A 26,528-nucleotide genomic window follows, 5' to 3' on the forward strand; every position below is an offset into this window, starting at 1 on the left:
GCTACTTTTAATTTGCCGGAAATTGAATCAGATCTTACTATTAAAGATATACATACAAGTTAGTTTTAGTTTTAGTAAGCATTGGGTTAGTATGCACATCCCTGCCTTATCCTGGGCGGGGATTTTTTTGACCCTTAACCCCGAAAAATAAAAACCCGCTCCGTTTACCGGAGCGGGTTTTTATTTTTTCACTAAGTTATCTTACTAATAAAAGCAATTAAGCTTCTGCTTTCATGCTCTTTGCTGATCTCTTACGTTCCTCTTCATCCAGGATGGTTTTACGCATACGGATAAAGTTAGGCGTTACCTCAATACACTCATCATGCTGGATGTACTCCATACATTCTTCCAGTGTCATCAGTATTTTAGGCGCAATGTTAGCAGCACCATCGGTTCCGCTCGCACGCATGTTGGTCAGTTTCTTTCCTTCGTTTGGATTCACCACCAGGTCACCCGGTTTATTGGTTTCACCAATGATCATACCCTTGTACACTTCTTCTCCCGGATCAACGAAGAAAGATCCTCTATCCTGCAGCTTATCCAGCGAGTAACCGGTAGTAGTACCAGCTTCCTTCGCAATCAGCACACCGTTGTTACGGCCAGGGATAGCACCTTTCCATGGTTTGTAGTCATTAAACCTGTGCGCCATTACCGCTTCGCCTGCAGTTGCAGTCAGCATCTGTGTACGCAAACCAATCAAACCACGGGAAGGAATTTCAAATTCCAGGTGTTGCATTTCACCCTTGGTTTCCATGATCAGCATCTCACCTTTACGGCGGGTTACCAGGTCAATTACCTTGCTGGCAAAATCCTGCGGAACGTCTACCACCAGGGTTTCGTACGGTTCGCATTTTTTACCATCTACATGTTTCACGATTACCTGTGGCTGACCAACAGTTAATTCGTAACCTTCACGACGCATCGTTTCAATCAATACACCTAAGTGCAGGATACCACGACCATATACCATGAAGCTATCAGCACTGTCAGAATCCATTACACGGAGTGCAAGGTTCTTTTCAGTTTCTTTCATCAAACGATCACGCAGGTGACGGGAAGTAACAAACTTACCATCCTTACCAAAGAACGGAGAGTTGTTGATACCAAACAACATGTTCATGGTAGGTTCATCCACACTGATGATCGGCAATGCTTCCGGTTCTTCTGCATCAGCAATAGTATCACCAATGTTGAAACCTTCAATACCTACTACCGCGCAAATATCACCGGCAAATACCTGGGTTACTTTCCTCTTACCCAATGCTTCAAAGATATACAGCTCACGCACTTTCTGCTTTTTGCTGGTACCATCTGTTTGCATTAAAGTAACCCACTGGCCTTCTTCAATGGAAGCACGGGCAACCTTTCCTACAGCGATACGGCCAAGGAAGGAAGAGTAATCCAGTGAAGTGATCTGCATCTGCAGATTACCTTCCGGAGTTTTTGGCTGTGGAACATATTCCAGGATGCCATCCATCAACGGAGAAATATCTTCGCACTGTTCTAATGAACTGTTGAACCAGCCATTTTTACCAGAGCCATAAAATGTCGGGAAGTTTAATTGCTCTTCTGTAGCGTCCAGGTTAAAGAACAATTCAAATACTGCGTCATGTACTTCATCAGGACGACAGTTAGCTTTATCTACCTTGTTGATAACAACAATTGGCTTCAGATTCAGCTGTAAGGCTTTCTGCAACACAAAACGTGTTTGAGGCATAGGTCCTTCAAAAGCATCTACCAGCAAGATAACACCATCAGCCATTTTCAATACCCTTTCCACTTCACCACCAAAGTCGGCGTGGCCTGGAGTATCAATCACATTGATTTTGGTTCCCTTGTACTCAACAGAAGCGTTCTTACTGAAGATAGTGATACCACGTTCTCTCTCAAGATCGTTACTATCCATGATCAGCTCTCCTGATTCCTGGTTAGCCCGGAATACATTAGCCTGATGAAGGATTTTGTCAACCAAGGTAGTTTTACCATGGTCTACGTGTGCAATAATTGCGATATTACGAATGTTCATATACTTAAATCTTTAGCCATCAGCCATTAACAAAATTTACGCTAATAGCTACAAAAAGAAGGCGCAAAGGTACGAAAACCTAGCGAGAATGAAGGAAACACGTTTTAAATAAATGTAATCATTTAGTCATGTGGCAGATCTATGCTGCAACACACTGACAACCATTGATTTACAATTAATTATAAGCAAATATGGCAATCAAATAGTTTTGTGGCGTCAATTTTGTTCCGTCCAACCCTTTTTACACGGCTCAAATTATTGCAATGAAGAAGATATGTTACTTGCTCCTAATCGCTTGCTTTATAGCTATTTATTGCCCCTTACAAGCTCAGCAAATACCAGCACAGGATATTACCCTTTCTAAATACAAATATCCCTTTCCCGTTCACTTCTTAAAGCTACAGATACAAGGACAGCAACTGCAAATGACTTATATGGATATACAACCCTCTAAGCCAAATGGCAAAACCATTGTACTCCTGCATGGCAAAAATTTCTGCGGCGCTTATTGGGACAGCACTGCAGCCGATTTAAGTAATAATGGATACCGGGTGGTTATACCAGACCAGGTTGGTTTTGGTAAATCAGCCAAACCCGCTCACTTTCAATACTCGTTTCAGCAACTGGCTCAAAACACCAAAACCCTGCTCGATAGCTTGCAAATAACCAAAACCGCCATATTGGGCCATTCTATGGGAGGCATGCTGGCCACCCGCTTTGCCCTCATGTATCCAGAAGTCACCGAAAAACTGATTCTTGAAAACCCCATAGGGCTGGAAGACTGGAAAGTAAAAGTGCCGTATCAATCTGTAGATAAATGGTACAAAGCAGAACTGCAGCAAAGCTATGACAAGATCAAACAGTATATGATGGACAGCTACTATGCCGGCAAATGGTCACCTGCCTACGATAAATGGGCACAGCTGCAGGCCAGCTGGATCAGCAGCCCCGACTACTCGCAGGTAGCATGGAACTCCGCCCTTACCTACGATATGATTTTTACACAACCGGTGTTATACGAACTTGAAAACATCCAAACCCCTACCCTTCTGATTATCGGGCAGCGCGACCGTACCGCACTCGGCAAAGCCAGCGTACCGGAAGATATTCGTAAAACCATGGGAAACTATCCTGAATTGGGGAAAAATGCCGCGCAAAAAATCCCACATGCTAGGTTGGTGCCGATTGAAGGTGTAGGACATCTTCCCCACATTGAAGCATATACGAAATTCATTACACCACTGCTGAAGTTTTTGCAGGAGTAGAAAACGAACTTTAAGAGCAGTAACATTTGTAGTTTTATCTGCAAAGCAGCGAAACCAACCCCCTACTTTTGCTCCAGCAGCTTCACCACATATTCCAACGCGCTCTGGTTGGCGGGGTTATCCAGCGCATGGGCTATATCCAGTTTTTCGCGGGAAGTAAGATGCCAGGATAAAGCTGCTGCCTTGTCCTGCTTTTGTGGCACATACTGGAAAATAACCCGGTGAAATTTATCAGGAAAATATCCTTCCATATAATTCAGCAGATCATCCTGGTCAAAATCCTGCATGGCGCTCCAATGCTGCTGCATGGTAAACAATGGCTCAAACAACAGATCGCTGAGATCCTTTGTTTTCTTGATAGGAGAAATATCGTTCTTCCGCGTGTCACGGATCTGAATATACACCACTCCGCTTGTATTTTCGTTGATCCACTTATTAAAGGTATACAGGTAACGCAGCGTTGTTTGCTGACCGAAGTTATCCCGAATGCCGGCATCCATCACGTCTACAATGGGATTGCTCGGCAAAAACGCATTCGGCAAAACATACGGAAAGGTGGCACACATGCGGATCGCGCTGGTTACCCGCAGATTCATGGCATCCTGGGCGGCGAAATACTGCGCAAAATCCACTCCGTCTATATCCCGCACTTGCCGGGTTGGGTAAAGATACTGTGGACTACACAGGTAACTGACGGGCTGTGGCGAAATCATTAACCGGCGCCCATCTGCATTGATGGTGGCATTCCAGATCAACATAGGAATTTCCGCATTCGCTTCCGGTTGCTGATAGTCTTTCAATGATTTATCCAGTATGCTGTCGGTGTGCTCATTCAGCTGCATTTCAAACGCATAGCCCCTATCCTTTGCATACTGATTTTTCCCCATGCTGAAACTTCTCCACGGCGTAATAAAATCATTGACAGCCATAGATGTAAATACAGAATTTAACAGATCCCGCGATACCCTTTCCGCATATACGTAATTGGAAAGTCTGATCGGTTTCCCCTGTTGTTGCTCGTAATAGAGCTCCCGGAAATAAGTGGCCCCGAGCATCCCGCCGGAAGCCCCGGTCATCAGCACGGTGTGTTTCATTAAACGGCCCTGTAACAGGCTATCCAGCCGCTGCAAAACGTTGACGCTCCAGGTAGCCGACCGGCTGCCGCCACCGCTAAAATTCATCACAATCAATGGCGGCTTCCTATCTGCCGGGAATTTCTTTCTCCAGTTATCTAAAACCGCGATGGTTTGTTTTTTGTCTGCCTCATATCTTTCCCTGGTAAAAAACTGCTGTAAAGCAGCCACACTATATTCCGGCCGTTCCTTTTTTTGCCGGTAGTTAAGCCCATAGGCTTTATTACGGTTATCCACCCAGTTATGTTCTACCATCCAGTTTAATCCAAACAGCATCACCAGTAAAATGGGTATAGACCAGGTTTGCAGCATATACGAATAAGCTCCCGCCACTCCAATGAGGAAAGCGAAAAATATCAATACACTGGCGCCGGCAGGAATCCGGAAAAAATCATAGTCCATCAAATATGCCAATATCACCAGGAAAATCAGGGAGCACCCAACGGTGATCATGGCCGCAAAGTGATGTTGCTTAAGAATACTGTCGAGATAATGCTTATTATAGTGGTCCACGTTCCGGGCCCTTCTGATACGCCAGGGCGTGGAAAAATAGTTATGAACAGGTAACGCATTTTCATCCGGCTCCTGCGTGGGCTTCATGATCATACGCAGGAAGTTCCGGGGATTTCCAAAACGCTTTTCCAGCCGGCGGCCAATATTTTTATCTGCATTAAAAAAATAAAAGAAACAGAAGAAGAAGATAAACAGCACGCCGCAAATATATCCTTCGCCAAGCAACATAATATCGGGTATGGTACTCAACTGCTCGTACCGCTGATATTCCCAGCCCCGGTAAAGTATGCTGAGAATAAACACCATGGGAATAATAGCATTATTCAGGCAGTAACGGAAAAAAGGCTGTGAAGTAGTAGCCAGGAATTTGAAGCGGCCGGTATGCAGGATGAACGTGGTAATTTGCCAGCTCATGATAAACATACCTGTTGCTAATCCCAGAATAGTCGTGCTGTAGAAATTAACTTTGCCCAGATACTCTGGCGCCAGGTAAAGGGCATCTCCGCCAAACACCTTGGCAAAACCGCCGTTAATGGTGCTAAACAGGATCACCCAAAAAATAAGTAACACCTGGTACTTCCTGAAATGCAGGAGCAGTAACTGTATAGGGAAAGAATAGTAAGTTTTTATCAGTAATAACTTCACCTTCATCAGACGATTATTACAAATAAACCTACGGAAAATTTACGGAATTATTGATTTTAAAGCGAAAAGCAGAAGGCTTTATTTACTTGCCCCGGCTAAGAAAAAGTGTCCAGATCAGCGATAACAACAATAGCATTCCAACGCCCTGGTGCAAAATACCATAGCTAACGGGTATTTTCACCTGGCTGTTTAACAAGGTAAGTACGCCCAGTAACACCTGTAATAATACCAGTAGTAACGGCAGATAGCGGATAGCGTGCAAAAGGCTGTTAGTGGGTGTTTGTGCCGCCTTCCACCACCAAACTGCAATCAGGATGGTGATCAGGTAAGCGAGCCCGCGATGTATAAACTGGATAGTAATGGGATTATGTGCTATATCGGCCGTAAATCCTCCCTGTGTAAACATTCCACCAGGCACCCAGGTACCATTGATATCGGGCCATGTATTGGCTACCAGCGCGGTATGCAATCCTGCCATAAAAGCGCCATATATCAGCTGCACCAGCAGCAATACCAGTAACCAGATATTTAGTTTCTTTAAACCCGGCACCGCTAATATCTCCGTAGAACGCACGCTCAGCTTGAGCGCAAACCAAAATACATAACACAACAGCACTAGCGCAGAAATAAAATGAATCGCCAAACGGATATGGTTTACATACAGGTTCTCTTCGTTCAGACCGCTTTTTACCATGATCCACCCGATCAGTCCCTGCAAACCACCCAGCACAAATAATATGACCATGGGATTGATCATACTTTTATTAATCTTCTTCTTAATAACAAAATAAATGAACGGCACAATAAACACCAACCCCATCAACCGGGCCCAGTCGCGGTGCAACCACTCCCAGAAGTAAATAAACTTAAAGTCAGACAAGGTGAAGTGACTATTGATGTACTGATACTGGGCTATTTTTTTATAGCCCTCAAAAGCACGCTGCCATGCCTCTTCGGTCATAGGAGGAAACGCACCCAGCAGTGGCTGCCACTCAGTAATAGATAAGCCGGAACCGGTTAAGCGCGTAATTCCGCCCAGCAAAACCTGTACTATCAACATGCCCACGCCTATATATAACCATATGGCAACCGGGCGACTATCTTTTATTGTTACTGCTTCCATAAACGGTGCAAAAATAGGGAATGAATGGCGAACAAGGGTGCTAAATACTCACATTATTTTAACAAAGGCGTAATGTTCTGTTAATCCACAGGTCGGAGCTTTGCATCGAAAAATTAAACGGCACCATTGTATTAGCTAATACCGCCCTCATTAACAAAGACAACATATTAAAAAAATAAAGTCATGAAACATTTACGTTTTGTTTTCTTAGCACCCAAAGCAGCATTGTTATTATTTGTTACTATCCTGTTCCCAATTTTACACGCGGCAGCACAGTCTCAAACATTTGCGTATAACGCATCCAGACTGGCGCACGAAAAACCGGGAACACCAGCACCAGTTGAATCTTTTGATGTTCATATCACACAACTGCAAAAAGATCAACTCTTATTTCAACTGTCTGTTGATAATCCAGGCAATGAAAGGCTGACGCTTTACATAAAAGACAACTTCAATAACACCCTGCACCGCGAAACTTTGCCAGCCACCCTGCGTTTCGAAGCACGCTATAACCTCGCCTCCCTGGAAGACGGCGACTACATTTTCGAAATCAGAAGCGGAAAAACTAAACTGGCGGAAAAAGCAATTGCTATCAAAACCCAGACCCTGGTTAACAGAAGCGTTTCGGTAACGAAGTAGCTATTAGCTATTAGCTATTAGCTGTTAGCTGTTAGCAAGCGGAAAGAATATAGCGAAAGGAAAAGGACATAAGGCGTAGGCAAAAGGCCCAAGGCAAAAAATATAAAGCGAATGACCAAAGTATGTAGAAAATTTACATCCACTTTGGTCATTCGCTTTATAATTTTTATCCTCCGCCATATTCTTTCCGCTTGCTAATAGCTAAAAGCTAATGGCTAACCGCTGCTTCGGTCATTCGCTTTATATTTTCTACCTCCGCCATATTCTTTCCGCTTGCTAATAGCTAAAAGCTAATGGCTAACCGCTGCTTTGGTCATTCGCTTTATAATTTTTACCTCCGCCATATTCTTTCCGCTTGCTAACAGCTAAAAGCTAATGGCTAACTGCTGCTATCGCTTCATACACTGCTTCAAACATTTTTTCCCGGGTACGCAATGCAGATATTTTCGTATTGGCGCCACCGTTAGGATATACCCTGTTGCTCAGGAAAATAAACACGAGGCCGGAGGAAGGATCTGCCCATACACAGGTACCTGTGTACCCAGTATGTCCAAAAGTAGCCGCAGAAGCGCTTTTAGCCGGGTAAGGTTCCCTTCGTGTAGCATTGTCTTTCTCGGGTTTGTCGAATCCTAAACCGCGGCGGCTGATGTTACTATTATAGGCGGTAAACAGCTGCACTGTTTCCGGCTTTATATATTGCACTCCATTGAATGAGCCTTTGTTCAACAGCATCTGCATAATCACTCCCAGGTCATTTGCTGTGGAAAACAATCCGGCATGGCCGGAAACGCCGCCAAACATGGCTGCGCCGGGATCATGCACATCGCCGCGCAGCTGCTGCATTCTGAAAGAGTACTCCCTTTCCGTAGGTACAATTTCCGGTAAAGCAAATCGCTCCCTCGGCAAAAAGCCCGTGGTAGCTAATCCCATCGGAACATAAAATGTTTCCCGGACATAGTCGTTAAGCCGTTTCCCCGTGAGCTGCTCTACAATTTTTCCGAGAAAAATATAGTCACAGTCACTATATACATAACCCTGATGCGGCGATAGTTTACTATCCAGGATCCTCCGCCACATGGTATCTACATAACTGTTTTCCATGTACATCTGTTCCGCCACGCGAACGGTATGGGAAGGATCGGGTACCTTATGATACAATACGGTGTCCGGATGACCATTCGGATACAGTGTCTCTTTATAAAAAGGAATAAAAGCCACCAGCCCGGCCTGGTGCAGTAATACATCCCGGATACGCAACCCGGCCTTGTCGGTACCCAGCACCAGGGGAAGATATACGCCAAGAGTGGCATCCAGGTTGAGTTTCCCTTCGTCGTAAAGGCGCATTACGGCTAATGTGGTAGCGCAAATTTTTGTTACCGAGGCCAGATCGTAGATAGATGTTGGAGAAACCGGTTCCTGCTTATTATACTCATAATGACCAAAGCAGCGGTTATAGATCACCTTTCCATTTTTCATCGCCAGTACCTGTGCGCCTGGTGCGGCGCTGTGGGTAATCATATCATTGGCAAAACCATCTATTTTTGCCAGGGTTTGTTCATCAACACCGGCTTCCTTTGCAGTGGCGGTGGGCAAAATAGTGAACTGGTTCACTTTGTAGGTGATGCCTGTACCGGAAGGCAACGCTGGGCAAACCGTTACCGGTAACTTCCCCGAAGGGCCCAGTTTACCAAACAACAGGTCTGCCGCCACTTTCTGGGTGGTACTATCATCTTCATACGCCGCAATGATGGCCGGGGCATCACAGAAATACTGGATGGCATATGGATTACCAAATGCCACGGTAACAGACGGCATTTCCGTTTGCAGCTGCCGGATGATCAGGCGTTCCGCCATGGTAAGGCCAAAGTTGTTGGCTGGCCGCCGGCTATAGTCGTGCAAACTGATGATAACGGCTTTATAGTCTCGCTGAATGCGGGATACAATAGGCGCGATCTGGTCTACCGACTGGCGGGAAGTAAAAATAAACGCATCCGTACCAGGTTTATACTCCTTTACGGTTTGCAGAAAGGTGTTGCCGGCATCGGCTCCGATGGCTATTACAGCCAGCTTTTGCTGGACCATAGCGGGAGAAAACGGCACCAGTTTTTTATCGTTACGTACCAGCGTAATGGCGCTTTCAGCAATCCGTTTACGCAGCGTATCTGTTTTTGCATTAAGGTCGGCGGCCAGGTTGTCAGTATCAACATGCTGCGGCTTCGATAACCCCAGGTTGTATTTGGCCCGCAATACTTTCTTCACCCGTTCATCTACCTCGTCCTGGCTTATCTTGCCAGCTTTGATGGCCTTCTTAATAGCCTCAACGCTGCCTGCGGAGGTAGAAGGTAATATCATCAGGTCATTCCCTGCGAGCAGCGACTGTAAGGATTCCTGTCCTTTCGTATAGAATTTTGCGATGCCTTTCATTTCAAGGGCATCGGTTACGATCAGCCCTTTATAACCCAGCTCATTTTTCAGCAGTTTTGTAACTGCATTGTAAGAAATGGAGGTGGGTGTATTGGGTTTTTTATCGATAGATGGAATATAAAGATGAGCGATCATAACAGATCCCACACCGGCTGCAATGGCTTCCCGGAAGGGATATAGCTCCAGCGAATCCAGTTGTTCCCTTGTTTTGTTGATAGTGGGCAAATCGAGGTGGGAATCCACATTGGTATCGCCGTGGCCGGGAAAGTGTTTGGCGCAGGCCATAACGCCGACATCCTGCATTCCCCGGATGGTGGCAACGCCCATGCGGGCTACCTGGTACTTGTTTTCACCAAAAGAGCGGTCGTTGATAACCGGGTTGGAAGGGTTGTTGTTTACGTCCATATCCGGCGCGAAATCGATATGAATACCAAGGCGGCGGCATTGCTCCCCCATGAGTTTCCCCGCGTCATAAGCCAGGGTGGTATCTTGTACAGCACCTATCATCATATTGCGGGGCAGCGATATTACACTGTCAAGACGCATACCCAGCCCCCACTCGCCGTCTATGGCAACCAGCAGCGGTACCTTGGATATAGACTGATAGTAATTGGTTAACCCTGCTTGTCGAACCGGGCCTCCCTGAAAAAATATCACTCCTCCTACTTTGTTGTCCTGTATATCTTTAATAACGGCGTTGATATGATCCTGTCCCAGGTTGGAATGAGCTCTTATCATGATCAGCTGTGCAATTCGTTCTTCCTGGGTGAGCGACTGAAACACGCTGTCTGCCCACTGTGAGGCGTTATCCTGTTGTGGCGTTGCTTGCCTTGTGGTGGTTTTCTTTTGTTTCTTTTTGTCCTTAAACATCAGGGGCGCAGAAATGGCGCTCCCCGTCATCATCAGACCAGTTAGTCCTGCAACCAATAATTGTTTCCTCATTTCATAAACTTACAAATATTCAGGCGTAAATCCAGAGCGGGCACACTGAATATCAAATAATTACTAATAATGATCATATGATTTTGTTAGATAGAAAGTATTTTGGTAAATTAGGATAGCCTGTTGAAGATAATTTAGGAATTCTGGTAAAAAATTAAAATATGTTTACTATTTTGTCAGAATATTTACATTTAGTTTAATCAATCGTAATTTTAATTACCAATACATTCATCTGTTTCATATATTTGCAGCCTTGCGAGTAAAGTAGATTTAAATAAAACATGGTCAATCTCATTTTATTTGGCCCTCCCGGTAGCGGCAAGGGTACACAAAGTGCTAATATTATCCAGAAGTACGGACTTATTCATCTGTCTACCGGCGATTTACTTCGCAGTGAAATTGGTGATAAAACCCCACTGGGTCTTGAAGCTAAGAAGTTCATGGATCAGGGCCATTTGGTTCCGGATGAAGTAGTGATTGGGATGATCAGTTCCAAACTGGACGCTAATCCCGAAGCACGTGGTTTCATTTTCGACGGTTTTCCCCGCACCACTGCGCAGGCAGAGGCGCTGGATAAGCTGCTGGCATTGAAGAAAACATCTATTTCAGTGGTACTGTCCCTGGAAGTACCGGAAGATGCGCTGATCAAGCGTTTGCTGAACCGTGGTTTAACCTCCGGCCGCAGCGACGATGCATCTGAGGATGTGGTAAAAGCGCGTATTGTGGAATATCATAACAAAACCGCTCCTGTGGCTGATCACTATGCCAAATTTGGCAAGTTCAAGAAAGTGAAAGGTGATGGCACCGAAGAGGAAGTCTTCGAACTGTTATCCAAAGAACTGGATGAACTGGTAGGAGAAAGAGTATAATTAAAGCGGGAAACCGCTACCAAAAAGAATTTCAGCTTCTTATTATACAACGCAAAGATTGTAAGTAGACGGCTCATAGCACCTGATGGTGCTAATTAGCTTAAACTTCACGATCTTTGCGTTTTGTTTTTCTGTTGTAATGGAAGCAACAGCTTTAAAATCAGAGCATTGTGGAAAAAGCGAACTTCGTAGATTATATCCGTGTATTTTGTAAATCAGGGAAAGGTGGTGCAGGTAGTATGCATTTTATGCGTACCAAATTTAATGCGCAAGCCGGCCCCGATGGTGGCGACGGTGGCAGAGGAGGGCATGTTATTTTAAGGGGAAACTCACAACTGTGGACCCTTTTGCACCTTCGCTGGCACAAAAACCTGCTCGCAGAAGACGGCGAAAACGGCAGCGGCGATAACTGTACCGGTCGTTTTGGTAAGGATATTATCATTGAAGTACCACTCGGCACCCAGGCAAAAGACGAAGAAACCGGTCGCGTGGAAGCAGAAATTCTGCACGACGGACAAGAGCTGATCTGGATTCCGGGCGGACAAGGAGGAAAAGGTAATGCCTTTTTTAAATCTGCCACCAACCAAACACCGGAATATGCACAACCTGGTATGCCAGGTTCGGAAGGCTGGAAAGTAGTAGAATTAAAGGTTTTGGCAGATGTGGGCCTGGTAGGCTTCCCCAATGCCGGAAAATCTACCCTGTTGTCTACTATTACCGCAGCCAAACCCAAAGTGGCCGACTACGCCTTCACTACCCTCACTCCCCAGCTGGGCATGGTGGAATACCGCGACAACAAATCATTCTGTATTGCCGATTTACCCGGCATTATTGAAGGCGCACACGAAGGAAAAGGATTAGGACACCGATTTTTACGACATATTGAAAGAAACGCCGTATTATTATTCCTTATTCCAGCAGATAGCTCAGACCACCGCAAAGACTTTGAGGTACTGGTAAATGAGCTGGAACAATATAATCCCGAATTACTGGACAAACAGTTTCTGCTGGCAATCAGCAAAAGCGACATGTTGGATGATGAGCTGAAAGCCGCCATATCTGCGGAGCTACCGGAAGATGTACCACATGTATTTATTTCATCTGTTACAAACCAGGGGCTCAGTGAATTAAAGGATATCTTGTGGGAAGCCCTTAACAGGAAGATAGATACGCCTACCGTAGACGCAGAGTAACTGTTTCCGGATTTACGGGGAAAACCTTCTGACGCCAATGTTCGTTACAGTATCCCGTATACCATGAAAACACTTTTTTTTCTTGCAGTCACCCTGGTGTTGCTGACTGCCTGCCAACAATCCCCCAAGCCTAAACATGTGCGACCGGTGCAGATTGATACGATGCAGCTGGTAGCCCCGCCGGCGCCATCATTGAAAGTAGCTTCCAACGAAGTAAACGTGGTAAGCCGCGACTCGACTACCTATATCCGTTTTGGGAGTTGTTACTTTTCGCTCGACTGGATAAAACCAGATGAAAAACGCAACGATTTTGAACTGCATCCGGATACGCTTTTTTTCTGGTTGGACTATCGCCATACCATTGAGGGACAAATGCTCGCTGTTACCACCGGGGAAGCCCGGCAGATAAAGGTATTCCAGTGCTACGAAACCAGCGCCGTCATCGGCCGGGAACCCCTGCTGCAATGGAAACATTATCGCTCCCCCTGGGAAACCCTGACAGCCGAAGCCAGTAACTTCTTTGTGTGCAGGAAATATACCTCCGCAGAAAAAAGCCGCTTCCCCCCTGCCAGCATCCACACTTTACGGGAACATGTAAAACGACATGGCTCCCCGGCAACCTATGCGCTGGTAGCCCAACTTGGTAATTTTCCCGAACCACCGGTCCATATCGCTATCAGCCGCTATTACATCCGGCTGGATGGAGGCAGGAAAAATACACCAGATAAAATCAATAAACTACTGGTAATCGATGTGTCGTTTAAAGGCTGATAAAAATTATATTTACAAAAAAGACCTGTGAAAAATTTAACCGGTTCCCTGCTTGTAGCGCTGTTGCTGTTTTATGCCTGCAAACCCGCCGCAGACAAGAAAAACACGGCACCCTCCGCAAATGGCGACAGCCTGGCGCTCGGCAAACTCCCCGGCACCTATACCGGCGACTTCGGCGGCGCTCCCATATATATCATCCTGAATTACGCCAATGGAAAAAATGTGGCCGGGTACAACGTACATAAAGGACTACGCCGTAACCTGCGGGGCGAAATGACAAAAGAAAATAATACCTGGATACTTACCCTCAGCGAACCCGGAGATCATCCCTTCGATGGAAAATTCATACTTACCTTTGATGAGCAATTCAACAACGCTAAAGGCAGCTGGAAGCCGCTGAACAACAGCACCCTCAAAGAAAAAAACCTTGCATTGCACCGGAACGCAGAAAATACCAACGAAAACTATGCAATGACAGGCAACACCTTTAATTTCTTCCTGATAGATAATTCCGACAGCAAAAGCGACCTTTCCTTTAACGAAGATGGTAGCTGTATGCTGCAACTATATGAGAAAATAAATGACACAACCTATGCTAACCAGATGCTCCGCATCAGAGGCACTTACCAAAAACTGAACGACAGCACCCTTTCTATTTCCTGGGAAAAGAACCCCCACTTTAAAGAACGCACCAACCAATACAAAATCCTGCTCAACAGGGATCAGGAAGATGGCTCCATCTCTACAAACGGCGTACAGATCGACAGCCTCGAGTTTGTAATGGGACTATAAACTGCGCATCATGTTGAAAAAAATCGGATGGATACTAACTGTAACGGCTATACTCTATGGGGCATGGCTGATGCTGTTACTAACCATTCCCTATACGGCATTTGAAAAGTATACTGATTTCCTGATCACCAAACAGCGCGTGTATCACCTGTTCCACTGGCGCATCAGCTTCTACATTCACGTTTTCATCAGCATTATTGCATTGCTCACCGGGCTGCTGCAGTTCAGCAAATACCTGTTGGATAAATATCCGCGTCTGCATCGCAACAGCGGAAAAACTTATGCACTGGTGGTCGTTTTTCTCAGCGGCCCCACGGGGCTCATCATGGGTTTCTACTCCAACGGCGGGATATATGCACGGATCAGCTTTGTGCTCCTGTCTATTCTGTGGATAGCCAGCACGATCATGGGCTGGAGAAGCGCTATGCAAGGGCGATGGCCGGAACATATTACCTGGATGCTGCGAAGCTATGCACTTACCTTGTCGGCACTCACACTCCGCTTATATGCCCTGATCCTGGGATTGATGCATATGCCACTGAGACCAGCAACAGCCTACATCACTATTTCCTGGTTAAGCTGGACAATAAATTTATTGATAGCAGAGCTGCTGATAAAAAGAGGGTTGATAAAACGTATGGGGATAAGACCGGCGGCATCTTCCGGGGAAGATACCGCCGCCATAAAAATTTAATTACTTATTCAACGCCAGCTGCTGTGTTTTGGGAGAAAAATGACCATCAGCAGTCACTACAAAAGTTTCTTTCTTTATCTCTGTTCTCGACTTCTCCGGGTTATCCTTAAATCCGTCCTTTTCAGGATCTTTTTCATATTCAATTTTATAGTCCGTGAGCTCAATATCTCCACCACCGGCAATCACGGCCTTACGGAAAGGGCCATCATACTTCTGTTGTCCCGCCACCAATATTTTATCAATGAGCTTTCCACTGTTGGTATAGCTCACCATATAGTAATAGCATGGCACATCCGTCAGCTTTTCATCCTCGGCCATATAGGCATCGCTGATCGCATATATCAGGGTTTTGAAATCCGTCGTCTTTTTCACCTCTCCTACATAGTAAAAGGAGCTGCCCACATCCCTTGAAAATTTAGCATCCCTCATTTCGGCTACATACATTTCAAAATCATAGGAGATAAAGTTTTCTCCCAGTTCTTTCGCATATGCCTTGTCAATCGTTAAGGGCATCGTTAACGGTTTGAACTGTGTGGCATAAAGGTTCCATTCCAATTTTTCCGGATCGCCGGCGCCGCTGAAAGCTTCCATTACGGCCGACTTAAAGCCAGGCATTTCTGTTCTTACAAATTCCAGGTCGGGGTCTTTCAGCACATTGTTCAAATTGTTATATCCAAACTCAATGGCTGCCAGCAGGTAGTATTTTGCGGAATCTTTATTCTGATAAACGGAAAACGCACAGGCTTTGTTATATAACAATTTTGATAACGGCTTGTAATCCAATAACTCCGCCATTTCATAGGCATGAATGGCATCGGCAGCATTACGGCTATCCAGCAAAGCATTTCCCAGCTCATAATAGCTTTTAGCCTGTGGTTGCAATAGTATCGCCTTTTTGAATTTTTCTATGCTGCCAGCCGGGTTCTTCTGGTTCCTGTATATGTCAATAGCTTTCAGGAAATCCTTCTCCGCTGCATTACTTTTCCCACCGGTATTGGCGGCTACCCATTTTACGGAGTCGGGGTTGAAGATGCTGGATAAACTGAGCCGGGCCTTTTTACCCGCATTGTTTTCTCCTCCATTACCATGACAGGAGGCTAACAGTGCACAAACGGCAAACAAAGGTATTAAGCGCATAAGGATAGGATTTGGGATATAAAGATAACGAAGAAACAGCAGCACTTTCTATAATACTTATACTAGAAAACCGGCAATGCAAAAGCATCGCCGGTTTAAGTTACTGGCTGTAATTTTCGCTGTAAGGGATTTCCTGTTCCAGCCTTATTGCGGTTGAAACAGCATGGCAGTACACAAACAATTCCTGTAATTTTTTCCTGCCAGGATAGGATAGTTCACGCAACTTTTACACCCCTCCCAGAAAAGCGGGTCCTGGGTAATCTGGTCGTATGTAACCGGCTCGAAACCCAGCCGGGTATTTAATTTCATCACGGCCAAACCGGTGGTAATACTGAATATGCTGGCAGACGGATACAGCAGTCTGCTTAACTCGAATATCTTGCTTTTTATGGCGGCGGCCACCTTCTGTCCGCGGAAGGCCGGCGCCACAATCAGTCCGCTGTTGGATACAAAGCGGTTTTGTTCCCATGATTGTATATAGGAAAATCCCGCCCAGATGCCTTTCGCGGTAAAGGCAATAACCGCCTTTCCTTCCAGGATCTTTTTCCTGATAGCGGCAGGATCCCTTTTGGAGATACCTGTACCTCTCGCCTTGGCGGATGCTTCCATCTCCGCCACAATAGGCAGCGCAAAATCAACGTCCATGGCTGTAGCCAACCGGACGACAATCTCCTCATCTGTTTCCATTACCTGTAAGTTGATGTTGTATATAAAGTGGATATAGCGCATCCGGAATAAGGGAATACATCCGGATCCTACTTACAGCATCCGCAAGGGGAACACTGCAAACCAACGGCAAAAAAACACGGGTGATGGCTTCCCTGACCACCCCGTTACCCCGTTCGTATAACCTGCCAGCCAGCTGCAAACACTTATGTGCCACCTGGAAGTTTTGTTCCCGTAACTGCTGCCCGGTATATTCACCAAAACAACTAACGGTGTCGTATATATGAAATATAGCAGGAAACTGGTGGAGGGCTTTTCTCAGCGCCGGTATTGTGTCTTCAATACAGGCCGGCACTTCATATTGATTGATCATAATTTTCTTTTTACACATGGTGTAATAATTCTGCAAGAATTGAAACCGTGATAACGCCGATAGCGATGTAATACATGGCTTTATGATTCGGTATCGGCGGCTTTGGATAGGCTCGCATTGTTATTCAATTTCTGAGTATATGCCAAATGCTATTCCACATTCCGTGCACAGAATGTTAAAACTTAGTGTGGGCAAGGGTTAGCTAAGGAAATGTTAAAGAGGGGCGTATAAAAAAAGTCGCAAAAGCCTTCCGTTTCTGAAAGGTATTTTCAAAAACGGAAAAACGCAGACAACCGGTTGGTAATGTTGTAATAAGATGTACAGGACGGAAGTGCTTATCGCTCCAGGCATTTCCTTATCCGCTGCCCCGCTTCATTTACCATATCGGCAATGTATTCAGCGGCATGGGGCTTAAACCGATCCTGCATTACAAACTCGCGGTAGCGTTTTTCATTGGTACGCAGATCGCTTACCTGTTTTACGAGGGCCGGGAGCTGCGCCTCGTTTTCATAAAACAAAATAGCATCCTGGTTCAGTACTTCGGGTTCCGGATGATTGTTGCTTCCCCAGTAAATGGGAATACAACCGGCAATGATGGCATGAAATATTTTCTCTGTCACATATCCGTTCCTGTCGCTGTTTTCGGGGCAAATGTTAAACTGGTAGTCTTTCAGAAAAGCCAGTTTATCATCGTTGTACTGATCTTTCAGGGCCGTGGTATTATTCAGGTAAGCTCCTGCACTATCAACCGGTTCAATCCGCCTCATGGCATTCATCATCAGCGTACGTTGTCCGCCTTCATCAAAGCGGCATATCAGCGAACAGAAGTTTTTGTTCCAGCGGTAACCATTCCTGGTATCGGTAGTAATTTGTTCCAGCGTTTCACGGATCGAGGTCAGATCATAGCCGGGCTGAAAAACATTCTGTATCCACAATGGGAAGCGCATATAACGGGGGTGATCCAGGTAATCGAATCCCAGCGACAGATTCACTATATCAAGACAATGATCTTCATACGCCGCGTATTTGGATACATTTTCACCCGTAAAGAAAACTTTTGCGTTGGCAGGGCTTTTCATGATTATTTCCCTGTTGCCGAAAACGGACGATAAAGACAAAGTATTGTCCGGAGCAAGCAGCCCCTTACCTTGACGTGCAGCAAAGCGGTAGAGCCATAAATCTTCTGTTGCTTCGCCCGCCCAGAAATTCAGTACTTCAATATGTGCCGGTGTTGGTCTGAATTCATAAGGCACAGGCTTCACCTGCTTTCTAAACAGCGCTGTCAGCTTACTGAGCATTCTTATCTTTTTATAGTATTACAATAGAGAAAACGAGGTCGCTGTTCGTTTTCCATCCGGCAATATTAAAGAATATTATGCTACCTGCGCAGTGGCGCCTTCCCGGGAAATGGCAGGGGATTTTACTTTCTTTTGCTTTTTGCGGGTTCTGTTGATCCACATAATGGTGCCGGTGGCGGGGAAAATAGCGCCCAGCAGTGCGATGATCAACGCAAATATTTTAGATGGAGTACCAAAGATAGCGCCGGTGTGCAGGGGTTTTATCGTTCCGCGGATTTGCTGCCCCAGGTTCCTTTGCGCGAAAGTTTGCGATTGCAGTACTTTGCCGCTGAACTGATCAAGATAGAAGGTGGTGGTAGCCGCTTCGTGTAGCGCATTTGCCGGCAGCAGGCTCACCATAAATGATGCGGCGCTGTCTTTCGGTGCTGTAAGCGTATAAAAAAGACCGTCCGGAATAGTTTGTTTCACGGTAGCCAATGCTGTTTCATAGGAAATGCGCTTCCCTTCAGTGGCAGGCTCCGCCTGAACGGACGCCGGTGCAACCGCAGGTTTGGAAGATGTTCCCAGTATCGCATACAGCCCGTTGCTAAACCATTCGTATGACCAGGTTAACCCGGTAAAAACAGACACGAAAAGGAATATCGCAGTATAAAAACCCAGTACCACATGCAGGTCGTGGTTAAGGCGCTTCCAGCCTCCATCCCACTTCACCTTGATCCTTTGTTTAAGGATATTGCGTGTTTTGGGCCACCAGAGAATAATACCGGTGATAAGGATAAAAAGGAATATGAGGGTGCTCGCGCCGGTAATGGCTTTACCGGTAGAACCGGCCAGCAGCCAGCGATGCAGGGAAAATACCTGGTAATAAAATGTTTGCTGATAGCTGTACAACTCCACTACCTTGCCGGTATAGGGGTTTACAAAGGCCGTACGACCGCTTTTCTTCGGGGCTTTTCCTGTTCCTTCTTTTTGTTCCTTCCCAGCGCCCCTGGCCTCTTTTCCACTGCTCTTTTCAGCTTTTTCTGTTGCGTTTGCTCCTTTCTTTCCACCTTTTTTGCCTTCCTCTAACTGTACCTGTATGGTGCGGGAAGGATCAGCAAATAACTGTATACGGGAAATGACCGCACCGGGTACCTGCTCCTTTACCATGGCGGCCACTTTATCCAATGGTAACCGCTCTCCGGCTGGCTGAACATAGTAGCGGCTGTGGTTAAACGCTTCCGTTATCTCTTTTTCAAATACCAGTAACGCGCCGGTTAAACAGCTGATAGTAATTACCAGGCCTGCAGTAAGGCCCAGGTATAAATGTATTCTCCGGAAAAAAATCTTCATATACAGTTGGTCGTAGTGGCAAAGAAACTACGCGCGCGGGGTATTATAGGATCGTAAACGGAAAAACATTTACGCAAAACGGAAAAACTGCCGTTTCCCTGGCACAAAGAGGGCGCAAAGGGAAAATTTCCCTTTGCGCCCTCTTCCGTTAAAATTATATTACATTAAACCACCCAGCATACCGCCGGCGGCATTTTTCATTTCAGCTTCCCAGGAATTCTCGGCATCTTTCAACGCACGGTTTAATGCGGTAATCAGCAAATCTTCCATTTCTTCCTTGTTTTCAGGTGCAAAAAGATGAGCCGCAATATCGATGCTTTTCACCTGGCGGTTGCCATCTACGGTTACCTTTACCGCACCATCACCGGCCTCTCCGGATAAAGTTACTGTGGCCAGACGCTCTTTACCTTCCTGCATTTTCTGCTTGATCTGCGTCAGCTTTCCAAATAAATCACCAAACATGTTTCGTGTGTTTTAAGAACGGCAAATATAATATTTTCCGCCTTCGGCAGAAGAAATAGTCTGTTAAACCCAGCAGCGACCGGCAAAGTCTGTCATCGGGGAAGCTAAAGATATTATTAATATTCAGCATACGGAACAGCTCAAGGAACAATTACGTATCTTACCGGCAGGTAATAGTATCATCAAATAATGGAAACAAAAGTTTGTATCATAGGCGCAGGTCCTGGTGGCGCTACCGCAGCCCTCCAGCTTGCCCAACTTGGCATTGAATGTATCGTTGTGGACAAGGCAGTATTTCCCAGGGATAAAGTTTGTGGAGATGGACTAAGCGGCAAGGTACTCACCTTGCTGGAGCGTATAGACAAAGGCATCGGAGAACGCCTACAGCAGGCCATGTTTAAAATGGATAGCTGGGGTGTTACTTTCGTAGCGCCCAACCGGATCGGCATGGATATCCCCTACCGCCCCAATTACCAGGAGGACATGACCAATCCCCGCGGGTTTGTATGCAAACGCATTGACTTCGATAATTTCCTGGTAGACGAAATGAAACGCCGCTCCGAAATTCGTTTGTTCGAAGGCGTTAGCATCGATAAATATGAGCTGAAAGCAGATGGCTACCATCTCTCCAGCAAAGACGGCTCCTTCCGGGTAAAAGCGGATATCGTGATTGTGGCCAATGGCGCCCATTCCGGCTTTACTAAAGACGTGGCCGGTATAAAAATGGAACCTGAACACTATGTAGCCGGCATCCGCGCTTATTATAAAGGAATCTCCGGTCTGCACCAGGACAATTTCATAGAACTGCACTTCCTGAAAAACATGCTTCCGGGCTACCTCTGGATATTTCCGCTCCCTAATGGCGAAGCCAATGTGGGCGTAGGTATGCTCAGCAACTCCGCCCGTAACAAAAAAATAAACCTGAAACAGCTGATGCTGGATACCGTTGCCACAGACCCTACGATGAAAGACCGCTTCAAAAATGCAGAGCTGGTAGGCACTATTGATGGCTATGGACTTCCATTAGGCAGCAAAAAAAGGAAACTGCATGGCGAACGGTATATGCTGGTTGGTGACGCAGGTTACCTGATAGACCCTTTTACCGGAGAAGGTATAGGCAACGCGCTATACTCCGGCAGAATCGCCGCCCAACAGGCAGCTGCTGCTATCGCCGCCAACGATTATTCCGATCAGTTCTTCAATACCTACGACGAAAACGTATACCGCATCCTGGGGCCTGAGCTGGAAGTAAGCACCAAATTACAGAAACTCATCAAATACCCCTGGCTGTTTAACATGCTCATGAAAATGGGCGCACGCAACAAACAACTAAAGGACCTGATGTCATGCATGTTTCATGAAGTGGACCTCCGTAAAAAACTCGGCAGTCCTATGTTCTATGTAAAACTGTTATTTAACAGGTAAAAGCGTTTTCCTAAGTTAAAATTTTTAAGTTCATATAAGCCGGCGGCGGTTAATACCCGGAGCCGGCTACCTACATATTTGTTACCCTCTGTGCCTGAAAACAAGATAAGTATCCTGCGGCCGACACACCCGTACAAGTCCGCCCTGATGGCAAATCCGTTCACCCTCGTACAGTTTATGCGCTAACTTTCGGAAAACAACCGTAAATTCATTACCAAAATTTATAGTCCCTATAAAAAGCTGTAGTTCAGTCAGTCCGTAAGGAAATATCAACCAACGCTATTATGCACCCTGACATAACCCGAGCGTTGAAACCGCTGTTATCAATGCTATTGGTAATCGCCGCTTTCGCCGCCCATGCCCAAAAAGTGAACACCAGCCCTACCCCGGCATGGCTGGTGCCGTATACCCCCGACCTTACTAAAAAACCGAATGCGAAAAATATCAGTGATGGATATTTCCTGCTGCTCCTGGAAGAACAAAGACAGGTAGAACTGAAAAGCAATTACCAGCACTTTATCCGCCAGATCATTTCAGAAGCCGGTATTCAAAACGGATCGGAGATCTCCGTGGACTATGACCCGCAATACGAAAAACTCACCTTCCATAAAATAGTGATCCACCGCGATGGAAAGGAAATAAACCGCCTGCCCAATGCTGCATTCAAACTACTGCAGAAAGAACAGGATCTTTCCAGGTTTATTTACAGCGGCACTTATACCGCTTATCTTATCCTGGAAGATGTGAGAAAAGGCGATCAGATTGAATATGCCTATTCCATTACCGGTGATAACCCTATTTTCAATGGCAAACTGGATAGCCGGCTTTATTTTGTTGCCTACGAACCTATTGTTAACTATTACAAAAACCTGATTGTGCGCCCCGACAGGCCCGTCCGGTTTAAACTATACAATAGTGCCACCGTCCCCATTCAAAAAATGTGGAATGGCCTGACCGTGTATGAGTGGAATAACGTGGATATCCGGGAAGCCGATAACAACAGCTACGTTCCCTCCTGGTACAATCCCTTCACCCGCGTACAGGTAAGCGAATACAGCTCCTGGAAAGAAGTAGCCGACTGGGCACGGAAAATCAATGTAACACCAGCTCCCGGGCTTGCATTATCGCGCAAAATTGCCGCGCTTAAAAAGGCCGCCAACGGCGATAAAAATAAATACCTGCTACAGGCATTACGTTTCGTTCAGGACGATATCCGCTATATGGGCATAGAAATGGGCGAATACTCCCACCGGCCTAACGTGCCGGAAAGAGTGCTGACACAACGTTTCGGGGACTGTAAAGACAAAGCCCTCCTGCTTTGCACGATGCTGCGCGCCAACGACATCGCCGCCAGCATGGCCTACGTAAACACAGATCTGAAAGGTACCGTGAACGATATGTTGCCCTCTCCCAACGCCTTCAACCACGCCATTGTACAAGTACTGCTCAACAATAAAACGTATTGGCTGGATGGCACCATGTCTTACCAACGGGGCAACCTGACCGATTTCTGCGAGCCGGATTACCAACGCGCCCTCGTGATAACCGATACCACTACACAGCTTACTCCTATAATACCCGCTACCCGCGGCAGTATCGTGGTACGCGAAACCTTTACCCTGCCGGACGATGAAAATAAAGACGGCCGCCTGGAAGTGACCACCGCCTACCACCGCGATGAAGCAGATGCCCAACGCGCCGAGCTGGCAGGCACCAGTATGAAAGACAAGGAAAAATCCTACCTGAGCTATTATAAGAAGTTATATGGAGACGTAGCCATCAAAGACTCCATCACCACACAGGATTCAGCAGCCGGTAATATCATCCGCGTTGGGGAAAGCTACCTGATACACCACCTTTGGAAACGCGACAGTATCAACGGGAAACTACAGTTTACCGCCAATGCACAGTCCTTCTACGATGTGCTTTCCTACATTTCCGATGAACAGCGGAAAATTCCTGTTACGTTGCGTTATCCCTACGACCTCGACTACCAGATCATTCTGCGTACACCCATAGAATGGTCGCTGGACCAGTCACCGCTGCATATTCAAAATGACTATTACACCTTTGATTACAGTGCAGAAAAAAAGGGCAACCTGCTTACCCTGTCTTACCACTATAAAACCTTCAGTGATCATGTGCCGGTGAAATTTATTCCGCAGTATGTGAAGGACCTGAAAAAAATGAATGAAATCACTTCGCTGGATCTTACCTGGAAACCGGATACCATGCCGGTTTACCGTCCTGCCATACCAGGCAACTGGCTGGCCATTACGCTGGCACTTATGTTTGCCGGTGTATTTGCTTACCTGGCCACTGTATATTATAAACATTCGGTATGGCCGCCAAAGGAGTCACCTCAATCTGTTCCAATTGGCGGAGGGCTTGCCCTGCTGGCTATCGGATTGGTTTTCGCCCCTATGGGAGAGCTGATGGCTTTGTGTAAAATGGATATCTTCAATTACAACTTCTGGGTAACTGTTTCAGCCCGGAAAGATCTTGGCAATATAACCCTGGTGCAGCTTTTCCTGGTTATAGAAATGATAGTAAATGTGTTTCTCCTGGCTTATAGCGTGTTGTTGGCTGTGTTATTTTTTAACCGCCGGGATACCTTCCCGTTTGCACTGGCTACCTACTACTTTATCTCCACTATTTTTATTTATGGAGACAACACTATCAGCAACCACCTTTTCAATACACATGAGCCAGGCAGTGTGTTCAGTCTCAATTCCATCTTCTGGCCGCTGTTGCGTATGGCTATCTGGGTACCTTACCTCCTGACTTCCGAGAGAGGAAAAACCACCTTTGTGATGCCTTATCAAACAGAACGCAAACCTTAAATATTATTCACGTATTTCCGTACTGTAGCCAGGTTTACGATATACACCAGCCATAATACCAGCAGGATGCCCACAAACACGGGGATACCGGGCCAGGACGATACCAACATCTGATGCGTAGCCAGTTCGCTAGCCGCCCAGTATTGCAGTCCCGCTACCAGCAGTAGCGATAATATACCGATAATGATATATAGCGGAACAAATTGTTTTAGCAGGTAGCGCTGCAGTTGTTTGGGAGCAGTACCCAATATTACCAGCAGCTGGATCTCTTTTTTGCAGGAGGCAATCACCAGTTGTATAAACATGCTGAATACCAGTAGTGCAAAGAATAATAGTATCAGTCCAAAAAATCCAACTACAGACACAATCGTTTGTACGATCATCCTGGTTTTGCTGAACTTCAGCTTATCCTGGTTGGTGGTATAGCCGTTGTCGTCCAGGAACTTTACCAGCGCCGGGTTCGAAGGATCAGGCGTTTTAATAATAACCCGGGAAGTGCCAGTTGCAGTTGCCATCCCGTATTTCCCGTTTGCCCACGACATAAAGGAAGCTGGTACCAGGAATGAGGAGATGCGGTCAGAAAAACCCACTATATGCCCCATATACTGATCAGATACGACGTTGTTTGAAATACTTACCTGCAGCGGTAAAGCCTTAACTGTTTCCTGGGAAATCTGTGGCAGATCCTGGCTCAGCGAAAATCCGAAGTTATAAAGGTTGAGGAAGTCATTTGGCAGGATGATAGGAATAGTGCGATCGCCGGCTGTCCATTTCCAGTCGTCGTTTTTTACATCTAAAAAGCTGTCCGGCACTGCTTCAAAAAACATGTCGGTGGCAAAATGCAGGTCGCCGGGCGCCTGTATCACTACTTTGTACTGGCTGGAAGTTACTAACCCAAAGGCCTGTACGAAAGGTTGTTTTTTTATGTTGTCGATTTCTTCCGGGGTAAAAATGCTTTTCGCAGATTGCCCCATCATGGCGTTGGTAATGGTTTTATTGATCACCAGGAAGTCGGCGGTTTCATTTTGATTTTTAGAACTGTATAGCAGCTGGCTGAAGTTGGTGTGGGCTTGTATGGCAATGAGGATCAACAACATAGCGATGCCCAGTCCCACTGCAGCCATCAGGAAGCGGGTTTTACCGACACCGGTTTGAATGATCTTTTTTAGTAAATCGAAAAAAGGGCGCATGAAACAACATTAAAGATGATAGTGCACATCATAATTGAAGTGCTGGTCATTATCCAGGTCTGTTAAAATAAACCCGGCGTTACGGGCTTTGCATTCGTCGGCGATCAGTGCGGCGGCGCGCTGCGTATTTTCTTCGTCGAGGTGACTGAATGGCTCGTCCATCAGCAGCCATTGAAACGGCTGTACCAGCGCCCTGATAATGGCGATACGCTGCCGTTCGCCATAGGAAAGGGTTCTGCCGCTTTGTTCCAGTATATGCGTTACATTGAGCCGGGCAGCCATTTCGTCTATTTTTTCCGGAGGATAGAACGCTTTGGGCTGCATCACTCTTTTCAGGGAAATGTTTTCGCGGGCGCTGAGCTGCTCAAACAGGCGAAGGTCCTGGAACACGATGCTCAGTTCCTGCTGTCGTATCAGCGCGATCTCATTTTTACTGTAGGCCTGCCAGGGCTGACCGTTTACCTGCACTTTGCCCGTATAGTCGTAACGGATATGATACAGGTAATGGATCAGCGTGGTTTTACCAGTGCCGGAAGGCGCTTTTATTTTTACAAAACTACCTGGCTTAAACGTCACGTCCTGGTTCCAGATGTCCGACGACCGTTGCCGGAGTTTATCCTGCAAGGGTATGGGCATCAGGTGATTGAGCTGAATCTGCATAGTGTAAAAAGGATTACGGATTTCAAATTACGAATTACGGAGTTGTGCGGAGACATAAGCGAATATTTTTTTTCGTCTATATCTCCACACAACTCCGTAATTCATAATTTGAA

General features: G+C 46.1%; 21 protein-coding genes. 9 read left to right on the plus strand and 12 right to left on the minus strand.

Going from position 1 to position 26,528, the window contains the following annotated elements; all coding sequences use genetic code 11:
- Positions 1–217 precede the first annotated feature (217 nt).
- A complete protein-coding gene (gene typA / locus KE626_RS00455) occupies positions 218–2,026 on the minus strand; it encodes a translational GTPase TypA (protein WP_211970809.1) in 1,809 nt (602 codons plus the stop codon).
- 263 nt (positions 2,027–2,289) lie between these two features.
- Between typA and KE626_RS00460 the strand changes: the two genes are divergently transcribed.
- Positions 2,290–3,291, plus strand: a complete 1,002-nt coding sequence (locus KE626_RS00460) for an alpha/beta fold hydrolase (RefSeq protein ID WP_211970811.1) — start codon at positions 2,290–2,292, stop codon at positions 3,289–3,291.
- Positions 3,292–3,353: 62 nt separating this feature from the next.
- On the opposite strand, the gene KE626_RS00465 is transcribed toward KE626_RS00460, so the two are convergent.
- Both KE626_RS00465 and KE626_RS00470 read right to left on the minus strand, forming a co-directional pair.
- A complete protein-coding gene (locus tag KE626_RS00465) occupies positions 3,354–5,588 on the minus strand; it encodes a patatin-like phospholipase family protein (protein WP_211970813.1) in 2,235 nt (744 codons plus the stop codon).
- Positions 5,589–5,664: 76 nt separating this feature from the next.
- Positions 5,665–6,705 carry a COX15/CtaA family protein gene (locus KE626_RS00470; protein ID WP_211970815.1) on the minus strand — a complete coding sequence of 347 codons (1,041 nt, stop codon included), beginning with the start codon at positions 6,703–6,705 and terminating at the stop codon, positions 5,665–5,667.
- Between the two features lie 183 nt (positions 6,706–6,888).
- Between KE626_RS00470 and KE626_RS00475 the strand changes: the two genes are divergently transcribed.
- On the plus strand, positions 6,889–7,344 hold the full coding sequence (locus KE626_RS00475) for a hypothetical protein (protein ID WP_211970817.1): 456 nt from the start codon (positions 6,889–6,891) through the stop codon (positions 7,342–7,344).
- A gap of 372 nt (positions 7,345–7,716) precedes the next feature.
- Here the strand turns inward: KE626_RS00475 and KE626_RS00480 are convergent, their stop codons facing one another.
- Positions 7,717–10,710: a serine hydrolase domain-containing protein gene (locus KE626_RS00480; protein WP_211970819.1), complete on the minus strand. Its 2,994-nt coding sequence runs from the start codon at positions 10,708–10,710 to the stop codon at positions 7,717–7,719.
- A 281-nt stretch (positions 10,711–10,991) separates the two neighbouring features.
- Between KE626_RS00480 and KE626_RS00485 the strand changes: the two genes are divergently transcribed.
- The 5 genes from KE626_RS00485 (at position 10,992) to KE626_RS00505 (ending at position 15,029) form a co-directional block, all read left to right on the plus strand.
- Positions 10,992–11,579 (plus strand): adenylate kinase, encoded by a 588-nt coding sequence (locus tag KE626_RS00485; protein WP_211970821.1) that lies wholly within the window; start codon positions 10,992–10,994, stop codon positions 11,577–11,579.
- Between the two features lie 170 nt (positions 11,580–11,749).
- On the plus strand, positions 11,750–12,772 hold the full coding sequence (obgE, locus tag KE626_RS00490; RefSeq protein ID WP_211970823.1) for a GTPase ObgE: 1,023 nt from the start codon (positions 11,750–11,752) through the stop codon (positions 12,770–12,772).
- A gap of 63 nt (positions 12,773–12,835) precedes the next feature.
- A complete protein-coding gene (locus KE626_RS00495; RefSeq protein WP_211970825.1) occupies positions 12,836–13,543 on the plus strand; it encodes a hypothetical protein in 708 nt (235 codons plus the stop codon).
- 27 nt (positions 13,544–13,570) lie between these two features.
- Entirely contained in the window at positions 13,571–14,335 is a 765-nt protein-coding gene (locus KE626_RS00500; RefSeq protein WP_211970827.1) for a hypothetical protein, read from the plus strand.
- Between the two features lie 10 nt (positions 14,336–14,345).
- Complete coding sequence (locus KE626_RS00505) at positions 14,346–15,029, plus strand: DUF2306 domain-containing protein (protein WP_211970829.1); 684 nt, start codon at positions 14,346–14,348, stop codon at positions 15,027–15,029.
- Here KE626_RS00505 and KE626_RS00510 read toward each other — a convergent pair whose 3' ends face one another.
- The 6 genes from KE626_RS00510 to KE626_RS00535 all read right to left on the minus strand — a co-directional run bounded on the left by KE626_RS00510 (position 15,030) and on the right by KE626_RS00535 (position 20,297).
- Complete coding sequence (locus KE626_RS00510; protein ID WP_211970831.1) at positions 15,030–16,166, minus strand: tetratricopeptide repeat protein; 1,137 nt, start codon at positions 16,164–16,166, stop codon at positions 15,030–15,032.
- Positions 16,167–16,310: 144 nt separating this feature from the next.
- Complete coding sequence (locus KE626_RS00515; protein WP_211970833.1) at positions 16,311–16,853, minus strand: N-acetyltransferase; 543 nt, start codon at positions 16,851–16,853, stop codon at positions 16,311–16,313.
- Positions 16,840–17,205 (minus strand): DUF7674 family protein, encoded by a 366-nt coding sequence (locus KE626_RS00520; RefSeq protein WP_211970835.1) that lies wholly within the window; start codon positions 17,203–17,205, stop codon positions 16,840–16,842. Before KE626_RS00520 ends, KE626_RS00515 begins: the two co-directional genes overlap by 14 nt.
- 335 nt (positions 17,206–17,540) lie before the next feature.
- A complete protein-coding gene (locus KE626_RS00525; RefSeq protein WP_211970837.1) occupies positions 17,541–18,503 on the minus strand; it encodes a glycosyltransferase family 10 domain-containing protein in 963 nt (320 codons plus the stop codon).
- A 75-nt stretch (positions 18,504–18,578) separates the two neighbouring features.
- Positions 18,579–19,835 carry a PepSY-associated TM helix domain-containing protein gene (locus KE626_RS00530; RefSeq protein ID WP_211970839.1) on the minus strand — a complete coding sequence of 419 codons (1,257 nt, stop codon included), beginning with the start codon at positions 19,833–19,835 and terminating at the stop codon, positions 18,579–18,581.
- Between the two features lie 159 nt (positions 19,836–19,994).
- Positions 19,995–20,297: a YbaB/EbfC family nucleoid-associated protein gene (locus KE626_RS00535; protein ID WP_211970841.1), complete on the minus strand. Its 303-nt coding sequence runs from the start codon at positions 20,295–20,297 to the stop codon at positions 19,995–19,997.
- A 189-nt stretch (positions 20,298–20,486) separates the two neighbouring features.
- Between KE626_RS00535 and KE626_RS00540 the strand changes: the two genes are divergently transcribed.
- Positions 20,487–21,722, plus strand: coding sequence for an NAD(P)/FAD-dependent oxidoreductase (locus tag KE626_RS00540; protein ID WP_249207179.1), 1,236 nt, complete (start codon positions 20,487–20,489; stop codon positions 21,720–21,722).
- A 326-nt stretch (positions 21,723–22,048) separates the two neighbouring features.
- On the plus strand, positions 22,049–24,565 hold the full coding sequence (locus tag KE626_RS00545) for a DUF3857 domain-containing protein (RefSeq protein WP_211970842.1): 2,517 nt from the start codon (positions 22,049–22,051) through the stop codon (positions 24,563–24,565).
- On the opposite strand, the gene KE626_RS00550 is transcribed toward KE626_RS00545, so the two are convergent.
- Together KE626_RS00550 and KE626_RS00555 are read right to left on the minus strand one after the other, a co-directional pair.
- Positions 24,562–25,755 (minus strand): FtsX-like permease family protein, encoded by a 1,194-nt coding sequence (locus tag KE626_RS00550; RefSeq protein WP_211970843.1) that lies wholly within the window; start codon positions 25,753–25,755, stop codon positions 24,562–24,564. The two genes, KE626_RS00545 and KE626_RS00550, sit on opposite strands and share 4 nt — an antisense overlap.
- Positions 25,756–25,764: 9 nt before the next feature.
- Entirely contained in the window at positions 25,765–26,415 is a 651-nt protein-coding gene (locus KE626_RS00555) for an ATP-binding cassette domain-containing protein (protein ID WP_211970844.1), read from the minus strand.
- Positions 26,416–26,528: the final 113 nt, after the last annotated feature.

This window comes from Chitinophaga hostae (assembly GCF_018224885.1).
GTDB lineage: Bacteria > Bacteroidota > Bacteroidia > Chitinophagales > Chitinophagaceae > Chitinophaga > Chitinophaga hostae.

Bases quoted from the DNA above. Each gene is read 5' to 3' on its own strand.
- KE626_RS00525 (WP_211970837.1), bottom strand. From the start codon at position 18,503: ATGCTCAGTAAGCTGACAGCGCTGTTTAGAAAGCAGGTGAAGCCTGTG.
- KE626_RS00520 (WP_211970835.1), bottom strand. From the start codon at position 17,205: ATGATCAATCAATATGAAGTGCCGGCCTGTATTGAAGACACAATACCG.
- KE626_RS00495 (WP_211970825.1), top strand. From the start codon at position 12,836: ATGAAAACACTTTTTTTTCTTGCAGTCACCCTGGTGTTGCTGACTGCC.
- KE626_RS00465 (WP_211970813.1), bottom strand. From the start codon at position 5,588: ATGAAGGTGAAGTTATTACTGATAAAAACTTACTATTCTTTCCCTATA.
- KE626_RS00515 (WP_211970833.1), bottom strand. From the start codon at position 16,853: ATGGAAACAGATGAGGAGATTGTCGTCCGGTTGGCTACAGCCATGGAC.
- KE626_RS00535 (WP_211970841.1), bottom strand. From the start codon at position 20,297: ATGTTTGGTGATTTATTTGGAAAGCTGACGCAGATCAAGCAGAAAATG.
- KE626_RS00475 (WP_211970817.1), top strand. From the start codon at position 6,889: ATGAAACATTTACGTTTTGTTTTCTTAGCACCCAAAGCAGCATTGTTA.
- KE626_RS00510 (WP_211970831.1), bottom strand. From the start codon at position 16,166: ATGCGCTTAATACCTTTGTTTGCCGTTTGTGCACTGTTAGCCTCCTGT.
- KE626_RS00505 (WP_211970829.1), top strand. From the start codon at position 14,346: ATGTTGAAAAAAATCGGATGGATACTAACTGTAACGGCTATACTCTAT.
- typA (WP_211970809.1), bottom strand. From the start codon at position 2,026: ATGAACATTCGTAATATCGCAATTATTGCACACGTAGACCATGGTAAA.
- KE626_RS00545 (WP_211970842.1), top strand. From the start codon at position 22,049: ATGCTATTGGTAATCGCCGCTTTCGCCGCCCATGCCCAAAAAGTGAAC.
- KE626_RS00530 (WP_211970839.1), bottom strand. From the start codon at position 19,835: ATGAAGATTTTTTTCCGGAGAATACATTTATACCTGGGCCTTACTGCA.
- KE626_RS00555 (WP_211970844.1), bottom strand. From the start codon at position 26,415: ATGCAGATTCAGCTCAATCACCTGATGCCCATACCCTTGCAGGATAAA.
- KE626_RS00480 (WP_211970819.1), bottom strand. From the start codon at position 10,710: ATGAGGAAACAATTATTGGTTGCAGGACTAACTGGTCTGATGATGACG.
- KE626_RS00550 (WP_211970843.1), bottom strand. From the start codon at position 25,755: ATGCGCCCTTTTTTCGATTTACTAAAAAAGATCATTCAAACCGGTGTC.
- KE626_RS00460 (WP_211970811.1), top strand. From the start codon at position 2,290: ATGAAGAAGATATGTTACTTGCTCCTAATCGCTTGCTTTATAGCTATT.
- KE626_RS00540 (WP_249207179.1), top strand. From the start codon at position 20,487: ATGGAAACAAAAGTTTGTATCATAGGCGCAGGTCCTGGTGGCGCTACC.
- KE626_RS00485 (WP_211970821.1), top strand. From the start codon at position 10,992: ATGGTCAATCTCATTTTATTTGGCCCTCCCGGTAGCGGCAAGGGTACA.
- KE626_RS00470 (WP_211970815.1), bottom strand. From the start codon at position 6,705: ATGGAAGCAGTAACAATAAAAGATAGTCGCCCGGTTGCCATATGGTTA.